This window comes from Tsuneonella sp. HG094, from assembly GCF_053819285.1.
Genome location: NZ_JBSORA010000001.1, coordinates 1395869 through 1409884 on the forward strand (window position 1 = coordinate 1395869; position 14016 = coordinate 1409884).

Sequence of the window (14016 nt, forward strand, 5' to 3'; positions counted from 1 at the left end):
TTCGCGTTGCTCGGAAGCGACCTCATCAGCGTCGTCCAGGCACTGGCCACACTGCGGGCGCTTTCCCAAGGCAGCATAGATCGACTCGGCATTCCCGGCACAGCGCAGGGCCATGCGACGGAATTCGCACTCCCGAATGGCATTGCAGACGCAGACATACATGCGCAGCTACTCCCGACTTCGGAAACTAGCTAATGCGAACCAATCGCAAAAACAAGCCCTATCGGGTCAGCCTAAATATGTGCCGATAAGTCAGGCAACGCCACAACCATTCGAGTGGGCCATACCGGAAGCGCGCCAGCCACGCCTTCGACCACAGGAGCATCACTACGCACACCGCCAAAGCGACGAGGTAAAGCGATTCGCGCGACAGTTCGCCAAACAGCCCGATGGCCCATCCCTGGAACACGAGCAGAGTGATGAACGAGGTCCCGATGTAATTGGAGAACGCCGTGCGCCCCGCCGCGACAACGCGGCTCGAGAACCATCCATCGGCGCGAGTGCAAAGGCCGAGCAGAGCAGCGAAACCCAGTATCATCGGAAGTCGCGTCAGTCCCTGCGGTCCGAGTGCGGCGAAGATCGTGGTCGCGTAGCTAAAATCGCTCGACAAGACCCACAATCCCAGCGGCATCGTCAGCAGCGCGCCAGCGATTACCCCGGTCCAGCCCCAGACCGCCTGGCTGCGCCGGTTCAATCGACCGTCGAACAGTCCGATGCGGAACAGCGCCATGCCGATCAGCATGAGCGGGATAACCTCGGTCGAGGAATAAATGAAAACATCAAGCCACTCCCACCGATGGACCGTCGCCGTGTGGGCAACGTAGTCCAGCCAGGTTCCGTCCGCAGAAATCGAGGCCTCGCGAAGCGCGTCCGCGCGGTCGCTGGCAATTATCTCGTCGGTCGCCTTTGCGATCCCGGAGTATTCGGGCAAGGTTGCACGGTTGGTGTCGTTCGCGATCCAGACCGGCACGAGCGAGACGGTGTTATAAATCACGCCGAAGACATAGGCCGTCAGCCCGACAGCGAATTGCTGCACCGGTGTCCAGTTCACTGCGACAAGCGCGATCGCGCCGCCCATTGCATAGAGAGTGAGGATATCGCCGCGCCAGAGCAGATAGAAATGCGCAAGCCCGAACAGGAAGAGCCAGAACAACCTCACCGGCGCCAACCCTCGACCGCCGCCCCGCGCGACGGCGCGCTCGGCGAACAGCACGAGGCCCGCGCCGAACAGCAGGGTGAACAGGCCGCGCATCTTGCCGTCGATGACGACGAACTGGACAACCCAGAGCCAGTCGGCGAGCTGGTCGTGACTGCTGAAGAAGCCGCCCGGCCAAGTGTAGGCCGAATAGGGCTGCCCCATCCCGATTATGTTTGCGAACAGGATGCCCATCACCGCGATTCCGCGGGTGAAATCCAGGCTCGTCAGCCGCTCGCGGCCGCTAATCGGCGCGGTCTCGCGCGCAAAAGGAGTTTGGATGCTCTCGGGGAGCGAAGCGGGCACAGGTGCCTCGGCCTCCTCAGCGGGTGACGAGACAGGCTTGCCCCCCAGCCTTGAGTGTTGCGCAGGCCGCTTCGGCAGCCCCCTGCGTCGCCCAGCCCGAAGCGAGCAGGCGGGTCAACTTGCCGGCCGGCTGGAGAATTTTGACCTTGCCCGAGAGCGCCGCCTTGCCCGCGACCTGACCCCAAGCCTTGTCTGCATTGCCGGGGACCGAGAACGCACCGAGCTGCAAACGCCAGGGGCCGTTTGCGTTGGCAATGGCTGGTGCCGCGCGCGGCGGCGCGGTTGCCGCGACTCGGGCAGGTGGTGGCGCGGGTAGGCGCACGGATGGCGGCGCCGAAACGATTGCGGCGCGCGCGAAATCGGCCCCCGCGGTCGCCGGACTCTCCGTCCCCTGCACACCCGTTGCGGCCCTGATGGCCGATTGTCCCGACGACGCGGAGGGCGGAACCTTGACCGGCACAACCGCCTGCGGCACCCGGCGTGCGGGCGTTGCGTCGGCAACGGTCGGCGCCGCTTTTACCACCGGCAGTTCACGGGTTCCGGCACCCAGGTCGGCCGCGGCAAGCTGGCTCGACCGAACGGAATCGGCGCGCGTGCGCATCGTCGAGGCGAGCGTCTGGGCCTGCTGCCTCTGTGCCAGCGGGATAGTGCCGTCCATCTGCCGGATCACCTGCGCCGCCTGCGGCAGCCCTGCCCCATTCGCGAGCGTCAGCAACGCGTATGCACGGACCCAGTCCTTCGCCACCAGGTCGCCGTTGAAGTGCGCTATGCCGACGAGATACTGCGCGCGCGGATCGCCGCGTTCAGCGGCTGCGACGACATACGGCAAGGCCTGCTCGCGGCGGCCGTCCTGAAACAGGAGCAGGCCGTAGTTGTCGGCCGCTTTGATATGGCCCTTGGCGGCCGCCCGCGCATAATACGTCTCGGCCTGCTTGATATCCTCGGGGACACCGCGGCCGAGGCGATATGCCTGGGCAAGATTGAACATGGCGTCCGGGTCGCCTTTGTCAGCCGGCCCGCGCCATTCGGCCACGGCCTTCGCGTAGTCGCCCGCGCTCCAGGCATCCACTCCGGTCTTTACGTCGGCGAATGCCGCGCTACCGACCATGAGACAGGCAGTGCCGACAAGACCGGTCATTGCGGTCAGCACCGTCCGTACTGCGTTCATCCCGTCCCCCCAAAGCAGCGTCCCAGAGCGGGCCCCAGACAAACTGACATAGTGAATGCCTCGTTAGCAAAGAGTTTCTTTTGGCGCTTTTTCGCACTTCTTTGCGGCATCGCGCGATGTTCCGATGTTAATCCAATATTAGGGCAATGCTGCGATTTCCTCGCTGGGCAAGGTGCATGGGTGCGCCTTTGCTCAGGGATTTAACGGGGGATCGGCCTTGCGCGTTTTGGCACTGGCTTCGCAGAAGGGTGGTTCGGGTAAGACCACTTTGTCCGGACACCTTGCGGTTCAGGCGCAGCGCGCCGGCGCTGGCCCCGTCGTGCTGATCGATATCGATCCGCAGGGGTCGCTTGCCGATTGGTGGAACGAGCGCGAGGCGGAATATCCCGCTTTCGCCCAGACGACTGTCGCCCGCCTCGCCAGCGACCTCCAGGTTCTGCGCCAGCAGGGCTTCAAGCTCGCTGTCATCGATACGCCCCCGGCGATTACGATGGCAATCCAGTCGGTTATCGGCGTCGCCGAACTGATCGTGGTTCCCACCCGCCCGAGCCCGCACGACCTGCGCGCCGTGGGTGCCACAGTCGACCTGTGCGAACGCGCCGGCAAGCCGCTGATCTTCGTCGTCAATGCCGCCACGCCGAAGGCCAAGATCACCTCCGAAGCCGCGGTCGCGCTGAGCCAGCACGGCACCGTGGCCCCGATCACCCTGCATCACCGCACCGACTTCGCCGCCTCGATGATCGACGGCCGCACGGTGATGGAAGTCGACCCGGAAGGTCGCTCGGCCGCCGAAATGGCCGCCCTGTGGAACTACATTTCGGATCGCCTCGAAAAGAACTTCCGCCGGACCGTGTTCGCCGCTCCCAACGCCGGAAACCACCACCAGCAGGCGGCAGGCGCAGCCTATCGTCCGCAAGGCGGCTTCGGTCGCCGGGTGGCGCAGTAAGCGGCGGCCCGGACAGAAGGCCGATCGCAGATGGCCGAAGCATCCTTCGCCTCGCTGAGCCCCACGCTCCTTGCCCGCAAGGGCGGCGCCAAGCCCGCCATGCGGCCGCAGCACGCGGCGCTCGCCTCGATGCCGGCCGACCAGGTGCAGGCCGATCCCGACACGCTCGAGGATCTGGGCTGGAACGACATGGGCGAAAACGACGACCAGCAGACCAGTGCGGAAGTCGTCCACCTGATCCCGGCAACGAGCGCCGTGACTTTCGCGCAATCGCAGCCTGCCGTTCTCAGCGAGCGCGAGGGGATCCAGCAGCGCATCGCGGCGCCGGCGATTCGCCAACGCACGAAGACCGACAGCGCCAACCGTGCCGCGTTCACGCTGCGCCTCGACACCGACCGACACCTCAAGCTGAAGCTGGCCTGCACGGTGCGCGACTGCAGCGCGCAGGCGCTCGTCACCGAAGCACTCGACGCACTGCTGGGCGCCATGCCCGAACTCGAAACCATCGCCGCGCAGGTCAAGCGGCGGAACTGATACCACCCGAGGGGAAACGACCATGAGCCGCAACACCCGCTTGCTGAGACTCGCCGCCGGCACCGCGCTGGCGTCCGTGATGCTTGGCGGCTGCGCCACGCAGTCCGCTCCGCGCGCCGACCTGTCGGCAAATCGCGCCGAAGTCGCGCTGAAGGGCGGCAAGGTTTCCTCGGCGATCGCGCACGCGGAAGCCGCCGTACTGGCCGACCCGCACAACGCCGCGTACCGCACCATGCTGGGTGCCGCCTATCTTGAGGCGGGACGTTTTCTTTCGGCGCGCACCAGCTTCGACGACGCCCTGACCCTCGGGGACGAAACGCCGCGTACCGCGCTCGGCTTCGCGCTCGCTTCGATCGCCACCGGCGACCGCGCTTCGGCTCTCGAAGTGTTGGAAGACTGGCGCGACGATATCCCGGCGGCCGACCTCGGCCTTGCCCTCGCGCTCGCCGGGCAGAGCGATCAAGGCGTTGCGATCCTTTCGACAGCAGTGCGAAGCGGCGACGATACGCCCAAGACGCGCCAGAACCTCGCCTACGCCCTTGCGCTGAATGGCAACTGGGGCGCTGCGCGCATCATGGCGGCGCAGGACGTGCCGCTCGACAAGCTCGATGCGCGCATGGCGCAGTGGGCCGCCACGGCGCGCACCGAGGACTCGCAGGGCCGCGTCGCTGCGCTGCTCGGCACCCAAGTGGTCGCCGACAACGGCCAGCCCGCTCAGCTCGCGCTCGCCAATCACCCGACCAACGAACAGCTTGCCAGCGAAGCGGCTGCCTATGCTCCGCTGGTGGCCGATGCCGCAGCTGAGAGCGAAGGCGGCGAACTGCCCGCGCTTGTGGCTGCCGCAGTCAAACCGTCCACTGCCGAGGTGCAGCCCGCCCTCACCGTCGTCTCGCCGCCTGTCGGCGCACCGGAGGACTTCCAGGCCGCCTTCGCGCAGCCCGCACCGGCCGGTGTAACACCTGCACAGATGATCGCTTCGGCGGTCGAATTCGCTGGCCAGCCGGTGGTCCAGCAGACCCCGACGCGCCTCGGTGCTGCCGAGACCCCGAAGTATACGCGCGGCAATGGCGCAGCTTCGGCCATCCACGCTGGCGATCACCTCGTCCAGCTCGGCTCGTTCTCGACGGAAGCCGGTGCGCGGCGTGCCTGGGGCGTCTACGCCAAGCGGTTCCCGCAGCTCTCGCAGTTCGACATGGTCATCACGAAGGCCGTCGTGAAGGGCAAGACCTATTACCGCGTTTCGGCAGGTGGACTTGCCCGTGCGGATGCCGGCTCGTTCTGCTCCGGCGCGAAACGCCAGGGCCAAGGTTGCATCGCCTGGTCGCCCGGCCGCCCGCTCCCGGGTGCGGTCGACACCGGCGTGCGGATGGCCCGCCGCTAAATTGCCGATCCTGCCATTGAGGAAGGGCTCTCCTGCCTGCGGGAGAGGCCCTTTCCTTTTTCTCTCAGAGGGTGGCGCCGGCGATCGACGACAGCGCGATTGCCGGAAGGATTCCGACAGCCGTGGCCACCGCGTAACGCCGCGGCCCCACCGAGGCGAGCGCGCAAAGCGCCGTAACCGCGAGATGCGGCAATCCGGCCAGACGCAGCGCGACGATCGGCAGTAGGCCGCCGCGCGCGGCCCAGTTATCCAGTCGCTCGAGATGGTGGCCGTACTTCTTCGATAGGCGTGCCCGTGGCCCGCGCTCGAGGAAGGTATAAAGCACAGTCGCGCCTACCAAGGCGCCCGTGCCGACAGTCAGCATTCCCAGCGCCCCGCCCAGCAATGCTCCCGAAGAGAACGAGATCGGCAGCAGTGTTCCGGGTATACCCGATGCGTAGACGGATGCGGTCAGGGCAAGGAACCCCAGGCTAACCCACAGTTCACCGAACGGCATCGCCAGCGCGGCCTGCAGCCAGTCGAGCGGCAACCATTGGGTGAGCGTACCTTCCACGCAAACAAAGCGAACCGCAGAATAAAGGGTTCCCGCCGCTTCCACGGCCTGGCGCGCTAAAGGAGCAATCCGCCCTTGTAGAGGGCCACGACGCGGCCCTGGGTCGGCTGCTTGTCGAACGGCGTGTTACCAGCGGTGGCCTCCATCTTCGTCCTGTCGACCACCCATGGGCGATCAACGTCGATTATGGCCACGTCTGCCGCCCGGTCCTCAGTCAATTCACCTGCTTGCAACCCGAGGATACGAGCAGGTGAGCCAGCGAGGAGTTCGAATGCACGCGGAAGGTCGATCACTTCGTCGCGCACCAGCGTCAATGTCATGGCGAGGAGCGTTTCGGCGCCAGCCATACCGGGAGCGGCGTCCGAGAACGGCAGGCGTTTGTCCTCCGGCCCGCGCGGATCGTGACCGCTGGCGATGACATCGATGGTGCCGTCGGCGATCGCCTCGCGCACCGCTTGCCGGTCGTCCTCGCAGCGCAGGGGCGGCGACAGTCGTGCGAACGTGCGGAATTCCATCGTCGCGAGATCCGAGAGCATGAAATGCGCAGGCGTGACGCCGGCGGTGACCGATACTCCGCGCGCCTTCGCGCCACGAACGAGATCGAGCGCGGCCCGTGTCGTGACTTGTCGCAAGTGGAGGCGCGCTCCGCACATCTCGGCTAGCGCAACGTCACGGGCGACCGCGATGGCTTCGGCACTCGCCGGCGCGCTCGGCAGGCCGAGCCGGGTGGCGACATCTCCGGCGGTAGCGACTGCGCTTCCGACAAGTCCTGCGTCTTCGGCATGACTGACAACGACCAGATCGAGCATCGCTGCATACTGCAGCAACCGCAGCATGACGCCCGAGTTGGCAATCCACCCTCGCCCTGTTGCAATGCCCCGCGCACCGGCGTCGCGCATCAGCGCGATCTCGGCGAGCTGGTCGCCTTGGAGACCTACGGTTGCCGCAGCGAGCGGATGGACCCACAGATCGGGCTTGCCGCTCTTGGCGATGAAATTGACCCGAGCCGGATAGTCGAGCGGAGGATTCTGGTCGGGCATCAGCGCTGCGCGGGTGATCCCGCCGAACCGGAATGCGGGCTTATCGACTGCGAACACGCCAAGATCGACGAGGCCGGGTGCGACCACCCTGCCCTTCGCCTCGACGACTTCATCCCCTTCCTGCGGTCCGGCGAAGCCGGCGATAAGTCCGTCGGCCAGCCGAAGGGGCACCTCGCGAACGCCATCCCGGGTGACCACCCGGCCACCGACGATCGTGATCGGACGGGGCGTCATGCGCCCGCGCTCCAACCGTCGACTCCGCGGCGGCGGCGGGTCAGCACATCGAGACAGGCCATCCGGATCGCGACGCCCATTTCCACTTGTGCGGTAATGATCGAGCGGTCGATGGAGTCGGCCACGTCGCTGTCGATTTCCACACCGCGGTTCATCGGCCCCGGATGCATGACGATGGCATCGGGCGCCGCCTTAGCGAGCCGTGCGGCGGTGAGGCCATAGAGGTGATGGTATTCACGCGCCGACGGCACGAACTGACCGTTCATCCGCTCGGTCTGCAAACGCAGCATCATCGCGACGTCGGCTCCTTCGAGCGCCTTGTCGAAATCGTGGAAGGGTACCGCGCCCATTGCCTGAATTGCCGAGGGCATCAGCGATGGCGGCGCACAGACGCGCACGATCGCGCCGAGCGCCTGGAGACACAGGATGTTGGAGCGGGCCACGCGGCTGTGCAGCACGTCACCGCAGATGGTGACGGTCAGCCCGGTAAAATCGTCGGCCGTGTGCGCCCGCGCCCGCAGGGCATGACGCAAAGCCAACGCGTCGAGCAGCGCCTGCGTCGGATGCTCGTGCTGTCCATCGCCCGCGTTGAGCACCGGGCAATCGACCTTGTCCGCGATCAGCGCGGTTGCGCCCGAACTACCGTGGCGGATCACGATCGCATCGGGTCGCATCGCGTTGAGGGTGATCGCCGTGTCGAGGAGGGTCTCGCCCTTCTTCACCGAGCTTTGGGCGGCGTGCATGTTGACCACGTCAGCGCCCAGCCGCTTTCCAGCGATCTCGAAGCTCAGCAGCGTGCGGGTCGAGTTCTCGAAAAACGCGTTGATGACCGTCATGCCCGCAAGCAGTTCGCTGTGCTTGGCGGCGCTGCGGTTCATCGCCACCCACTGTTCCGCCTCGTCGAGCAGGAACAGGATTTCGTGCCGTTCGAGGTGGCTGATCGCGAGCAGATCGCGATGCGGGAACGCGCGCGCGCCCGCCGGGTAGCGATCTGCCACGTGAATATTTTCCGCCGATGTCATTGAAGCCATGCCCTTGGTCGAGAGGGGTATGCCGGTCAAGTGCATTCGGGTGGTCAAGCCCAGCGCGTTTCCCTAGACCGATAGCAAGACACCACTCTCCAAGGACAATCCCATATGTCGTTCGCCCGCAAGGTCTGGCACCTGATCGTCGCCGTGAAGGACGGCCTCAGCCTGCTGTTCCTGCTTCTGTTCTTCGGCGGCATGTACCTGCTGCTCACCGCCCGCCCCAGTCCGGCCTCGGTGCGCGAAGGCGCGCTGCTGCTCAAGCTCGATGGCGTAGTGGTCGAGGAGAAAAGCCGGATCGATCCGATTTCGGTGCTGCTGTCGGGCCAAGCCCCCGCCGGGGAATACGACGTGCAGGAACTGGTCCATGCGATCGACGAGGCGGCGACCGACGAGCGGATCAAGGCGGTCGTGCTCGACCTCGGCAGCTTCGTCGGCGGCGGGCAGGTTCATCTGACCGAGATCGGCGCAGCGCTCGACCGTGTTCGCGCAGCAAAGAAACCGGTGCTGTCGTGGGCAGTTGCCTACACCGACGATTCGCTGTTGCTGGCGAGCCATGCGAGCGAGGTCTGGGTCCATCCGCTCGGCGGCGCGGTGGTGCTCGGCCCCGGCGGCAACAACCTCTATTACGGTGACCTGCTGCGCCAGCTAGATGTCAATGCGCGGGTCTACAAGGTTGGAACCTACAAGAGCGCAGTGGAACCCTACACGCTCAACCAGATGTCCGATCCGGCGCGCGAGAACTATACCCAGCTCTACGGCGCGCTGTGGTCCGAATGGCAGGCGCAGGTGACCAAGGCGCGCCCGCAGATGCGCCTCGCCCAGCCCACCCGCGATCCTGCCGCGTGGCTCCAGGCCGCAGGCGGCGATACCGCGACCGCCGCCAAGGCCGCTGGCCTCGTCGACACGCTCGGCGACCGGGTGATGTTCGGAAAGCGGGTGGCGGAACTCGCGGGTGAAGACGAGTGGGACGACGCCCCTGGCGCATTCGCCTCGACCGAACTCGACCCGTGGCTCGCCGACAAGCCGCTCGCCTCTGACGGCGACGCGATCGGTGTCGTGACCATCGCCGGGGAAATCGTCGATGGCGAGGCTGGACCCGGCACCGCCGGCGGAGACCGGATCGCCAAGATCCTCGACGAAGCGCTGTCCGACGATCTCAAGGGCCTTGTCGTCCGCGTCGATTCCCCCGGCGGCTCGGTGCTCGCCAGCGAGGAGATCCGGCGCGCGATCCTCCGCCACAAGGCCAAGGGCATCCCGGTCGCGGTGTCGATGGGCAACGTCGCGGCGAGTGGCGGTTACTGGGTCTCGACCCCGGCCACGCGAATCTTCGCCGAACCCGACACGATCACCGGATCGATCGGCATCTTCGCCGTCATCCCCACGTTCGAGCGCCTTGCCGCCAAGTGGGGCGTCTCGTCCGACGGGGTGAAGACCACGCCGCTCTCCGGCCAGCCCGACCTCATCGGCGGCCTGCCGCCCGAAGCGGACGCGCTGATGCAGACCTACATCGAGAACGGCTATGCCGACTTCATCGGCCGCGTCGCGGAAGCGCGCAAGTTGACCCCGGCGCGCGTCGACGAGATCGGCCAGGGCCGGGTGTGGGACGGTGGCACCGCCCGCCAGATCGGACTCGTCGACCAGTACGGCGGACTGCCCGACGCGCTCGAATGGGTCGCGGGACAGGCCAAGCTCGGCAAGGGCGAATGGCACGCCGAATACCTCGGCGACGAGACGCCCACCGGTGACACGCTGCTGCGCCAGTTGCTGCTCGGCGACAGCGCTCGCAAGGACAGCGCAAGCGACCTCGTCGGCCTGTTCAACCTGCGTCGCACCGAGTCTCTCAATCGCCTCGCGGGAGACCTCCAGCGACTGACCGGCGCGCAAGGGATGCAGGCCTACTGCATCGAGTGTGCTCCCGTGGTGCGGAGCCCCGTTTCCAGCGATGCGAAGGGATGGCTGGCAAAGCTGCTCGCGCTGCTCGACTGATCGCGCCAACTGGCAGCTTGCCAAGCGCCGATCGCGGTGGCAAAGGCGCGCCCCTGTCCAGCAGGACGGGCGCGTAGCTCAGCGGTAGAGCACACCCTTCACACGGGTGGGGTCACAGGTTCAATCCCTGTCGCGCCCACCATCCCTTTCAGGCCTGGAAGCGATGGCGCCGGCTCTACGCGAAAGCGTCATGATTGCCGCCGACCTGTCAAATAACCCACATCGGGCCGCAACAATGCGACCCTAGCCGCCCCTCAAGAACCGAATGAGGGGTAATACGACGATGATTCGACTTCTGTGCGGTGCCAGTCTGATGGCACTGGCCGTTCCCGCTTCCGCCGCCGACGAGACAAACGAAGAAGATGCGCCTGGCGAAATCCGGACGAGCCGCGAGATCGTAGTCCAGGGCGATATCGGCTACCGCAACCGCTCCGACGACGCCGAGCCGGTGCTGGTCTACGACGAGGAATACTTCCAGCGCTTCGAACCGCTGACCGCGGGCGACGCGATGAAGCGGGTCCCTTCGGTCACGTTCCTGTCCGACGTCATCGAAAGCGACGGCGCGCGGCTGCGCGGCCTCGATCCCGGATACACCCAGATTCTGATCAACGGTGAAAAGGTCCCCGGATCGAACGTCGACCGGTCGTTTTTCCTCGACCGCATTCCGGCCGAACTGGTGAAGCAGGTCGAGATCGTCCGTTCCTCGTCGGCCCGCCGCACGGGCGACGCGGTGGCTGGTACGCTGAACATCGTCCTGCGCGATGCCTTCACGCTCGACGGCGGCTACTTCCGTGCCGGCGGGCTCGGCTTCGATGACGGCGCGATCAAGCCGACCGCAGGCTTCTATTACGGCGGCGCGCTCGGACCGGGCCGTGTGCTGTTCGGCCTCAACGTACAGGGACGCTACAACCCCAAGCAGAAGAGCAGCCTGCGCTACTCGGATTCGCCCGAGAACAACGCCGATTTCGCAACGCAGGATTTCGACAATCGAGAGGACCAGTCGGACGTTCGCGACGGGTTCGACTATGCGGCCAACGCCAGCTGGGGGATCGACAGCGGAACCACCAAGTTCGAGTTGGCTGGCAACTTCGTCCACACCAACCGGACCGAAGACGAACGCAGCTTCGAATACAACGACCCCACCGCGATCACCGGCCCGGTGCGCCGCGCGGTGCCGGGCAACCTGCTGACCGACAACCACAACCTCGCGAAGATCGAGCAGGAGAACTGGAGCGTCGGCAGCAAGCTTAGTCACGAATGGAGCCTGGGCGAAACCAAGCTCAAGGCCGGATACGCGCGCTTCGACGACCATCGCGACGAGTTCGAGAACGAGGTCGATTTCGACCGAGCCGCGCCTCGCCTCACGGCCGACCTGATATTCAGCGACATCGTCGACGAGGAACTGAGCGCGGAGATCGAGCACGCCTTTCCGCTCGGCGGAGAAACCACATTCGCGATCGGCGGCTTCTACCAGGACAAGGACCGCGACAGCGACATCCGCGACAACACCGCCACCCGCAACCGCCGCAACCTGACCGCAGCGGATCGCAACGGCTATGACCAGTTCCGCGACTCGCCGGACGCCTTCGTGACAACGCCGGGCACGATTACGTCTGCACCCGGCGGCCTCAGCACCATCGGCGAAACCCGCAAGGACCTGTTCGCCCTGATCGAAGGCAAAAGCGGAGGCCTCTCGTTCGAGGCAGGTGTTCGATGGGAAAATACCGATGTCTCGATCGACGACCTGACGGTCGCAGCAGCGAACCAGTTGACCGAAGTCGATTACGACGCCCTGCTCCCATCCGCTTCGCTGAAATTCGACATTGGGAACGGGCGGATCACCGCGTCGGCCGCGCGCACCGTCCGCCGTCCGCGCTTCGGTTACCTTTCGCCGGTCCTGCTGCTCGCCGAATATGGCGACAACGATTTCCGCGGCAATCCGCTGCTTGCGCCGGAAAAGGCGTGGGGCGCCGACCTCGGGTACGAACACCGCCTCGGCCGCTCGGGCGTGATCGGAGTTAACCTGTTCTACCGCAAGATCGAGAACGTGGTCGAACTCACCAACACCGGGGTTGTCGGATCGGAAGGCGCGGGCACCTTCGTGCTCCAGCCGCAGAATACCGGCGACGGAGAAGTGCGCGGGATAGAATTCGACCTCTCGGCCGACCTCGGCTTCATCGGCCTTCGCGACACGGGCGTGTTCGGCAACCTGTCGTTGATCGACAGCGAAATCGACGACGTGTTCGGCACGAGGCGGTTCAATGGACAGTCGAAGTACGTCTACAACTTCGGGATGATCCAGAACCTGCGCCGCATGGGTGCAGCGTTCGGCGCCACATACCGCAAGCAAGGCCCGGCATTCGATCGACTGATCGGCGAGGAAATCACCACCACCTATGGCGGCGACCTCGAAGTGTTCGTCGAAAAGCGCTTCGGCGACTCGATTACCTTGCGGGCCGTGGGATCTAACCTGCTCGACGGAAAGAAGCGCGAGGCGTTCAACAAGTTCACGACCATCGCCGACCAGATCGCGCGGGACTTCGACGAATATGAGCAGGAGAGCGAGCGCGCAGGGCCCGTATTCCAGGTCATCGGCCGGTTCGCCTTCTGATGCGCCGACTTGCCACGATCGCCGGGTGCAGCCTGCTTGCGGGCTGCGCCACGGTGCCACCGCCTTCGCTGCCAGCCGTCCCGATCACCGCATCGGGAGAGACCGTTCCGGTCGGAACCGCCGCGCAGGACGCGGCGGATGACCCGGCGATCTGGCGCAATGCCGCCGACCCCGCCGCCAGCCTGATCGTCGCCACCGACAAGAAGGCCGGACTCTACGTCTACGGTCTCGACGGCAGGGTGCGTCATTTCGAACCGGGCGGGCTGCTCAACAACGTCGACTTGGTGTCGCTTTCCGACGGCACCGTCCTCGTGGTCGCGAGCGATCGCAACGACCTCGCGCAGGCCAGACTGCGGCTGTACCGGCTCGACACGGGCACCGGGCGCTTGGCTCCGCTCGGCGCAGTGACCGGCGGTGCGGGCGAGGCCTATGGCGTGTGCCTGTGGCAAGATGGCAGCACGCTCTATGCGTTTTCGGTCCTCAAGCCGGGCGACATCCACCAGGTCCTGATCGATCTCGACGCAGGCGCCCCCCGCGGTACGGTCGTGCGCTCGCTCAAGCTGGCGACGCAGACCGAAGGATGCGTAGTCGATCCGCGCACCGGCACGTTATTCGTCGGTGAGGAAGACGTCGGCATATGGCGCTTCGATGCACGAACCGGCGCAAGCACCACCGGCACACTCGCCGCGCCGACCGACGGGCAGCAACTTGTCGCCGATGTCGAAGGACTTGCGCTTGCTCCCCAAGGCGCGACTGGCGGCTGGCTGATCGCGTCGAGCCAGGGCGACAATGCCTATGCGCTCTACCGCCTTCCCGGCCTGGAACCCGCGGGGCGGTTCTGCGTAAGCGCCGGCATCGTCGGCGCGACCGAGGAAACCGACGGGATCGAAGCCGCGCTCGGCGATTTCGGGCCGGCTTACCCGGATGGTCTCGTGGTCGTGCAGGACGGCGTGAACGCGCCCGCAGCGCAGAACTTCAAGCTGGTTTCCTGGCGCAAGGTTCGTGAGACGCTGGGGCTTCGGGATACGCAATAA

11 protein-coding genes and 1 tRNA gene are annotated in these 14016 nt (G+C 65.9%); 7 read left to right on the forward strand and 5 right to left on the reverse strand.

What is annotated here, in order from left to right:
• Positions 1-220: 220 nt before the first annotated feature.
• Together ACWPMX_RS07020 and ACWPMX_RS07025 are read right to left on the reverse strand one after the other, a co-directional pair.
• Entirely contained in the window at positions 221-1501 is a 1281-nt protein-coding gene (locus ACWPMX_RS07020; RefSeq protein WP_455699319.1) for a DUF418 domain-containing protein, read from the reverse strand.
• A 16-nt stretch (positions 1502-1517) separates the two neighbouring features.
• Positions 1518-2669, reverse strand: a complete 1152-nt coding sequence (locus ACWPMX_RS07025) for an SPOR domain-containing protein (protein ID WP_455699320.1) — start codon at positions 2667-2669, stop codon at positions 1518-1520.
• 217 nt (positions 2670-2886) lie between these two features.
• On the opposite strand from ACWPMX_RS07025, the gene ACWPMX_RS07030 reads away from it, so the two are divergent.
• From ACWPMX_RS07030 to ACWPMX_RS07040, 3 genes are read left to right on the forward strand one after another with little or no spacing between them, the layout of a single operon-like run.
• Positions 2887-3615: an AAA family ATPase gene (locus tag ACWPMX_RS07030; RefSeq protein ID WP_455699321.1), complete on the forward strand. Its 729-nt coding sequence runs from the start codon at positions 2887-2889 to the stop codon at positions 3613-3615.
• A gap of 30 nt (positions 3616-3645) precedes the next feature.
• Positions 3646-4149 (forward strand): hypothetical protein, encoded by a 504-nt coding sequence (locus tag ACWPMX_RS07035; RefSeq protein ID WP_455699322.1) that lies wholly within the window; start codon positions 3646-3648, stop codon positions 4147-4149.
• Between the two features lie 22 nt (positions 4150-4171).
• A complete protein-coding gene (locus tag ACWPMX_RS07040) occupies positions 4172-5530 on the forward strand; it encodes an SPOR domain-containing protein (protein WP_455699323.1) in 1359 nt (452 codons plus the stop codon).
• 64 nt (positions 5531-5594) lie between these two features.
• Here ACWPMX_RS07040 and ACWPMX_RS07045 read toward each other — a convergent pair whose 3' ends face one another.
• Genes ACWPMX_RS07045 through ACWPMX_RS07055 form a run of 3 tightly spaced genes read right to left on the reverse strand, consistent with a single transcriptional unit; the run spans position 5595 to position 8379 of the window.
• Positions 5595-6083 carry a TVP38/TMEM64 family protein gene (locus tag ACWPMX_RS07045; protein ID WP_455699324.1) on the reverse strand — a complete coding sequence of 163 codons (489 nt, stop codon included), beginning with the start codon at positions 6081-6083 and terminating at the stop codon, positions 5595-5597.
• Between the two features lie 56 nt (positions 6084-6139).
• Entirely contained in the window at positions 6140-7357 is a 1218-nt protein-coding gene (locus tag ACWPMX_RS07050; RefSeq protein ID WP_455699325.1) for a dihydroorotase, read from the reverse strand.
• Positions 7354-8379 (reverse strand): aspartate carbamoyltransferase catalytic subunit, encoded by a 1026-nt coding sequence (locus ACWPMX_RS07055; protein ID WP_455699326.1) that lies wholly within the window; start codon positions 8377-8379, stop codon positions 7354-7356. Before ACWPMX_RS07055 ends, ACWPMX_RS07050 begins: the two co-directional genes overlap by 4 nt.
• A gap of 114 nt (positions 8380-8493) precedes the next feature.
• On the opposite strand from ACWPMX_RS07055, the gene sppA reads away from it, so the two are divergent.
• The 4 genes from sppA (at position 8494) to ACWPMX_RS07075 (ending at position 14016) form a co-directional block, all read left to right on the forward strand.
• Positions 8494-10371 (forward strand): signal peptide peptidase SppA, encoded by a 1878-nt coding sequence (sppA, locus tag ACWPMX_RS07060; RefSeq protein WP_455699327.1) that lies wholly within the window; start codon positions 8494-8496, stop codon positions 10369-10371.
• A gap of 67 nt (positions 10372-10438) precedes the next feature.
• A tRNA-Val gene (locus ACWPMX_RS07065) sits at positions 10439-10513 on the forward strand.
• Between the two features lie 141 nt (positions 10514-10654).
• Entirely contained in the window at positions 10655-12982 is a 2328-nt protein-coding gene (locus tag ACWPMX_RS07070; RefSeq protein WP_455699328.1) for a TonB-dependent receptor plug domain-containing protein, read from the forward strand.
• A complete protein-coding gene (locus tag ACWPMX_RS07075) occupies positions 12982-14016 on the forward strand; it encodes a phytase (protein ID WP_455699329.1) in 1035 nt (344 codons plus the stop codon). The genes ACWPMX_RS07070 and ACWPMX_RS07075 overlap by 1 nt, the downstream gene beginning before the upstream one ends.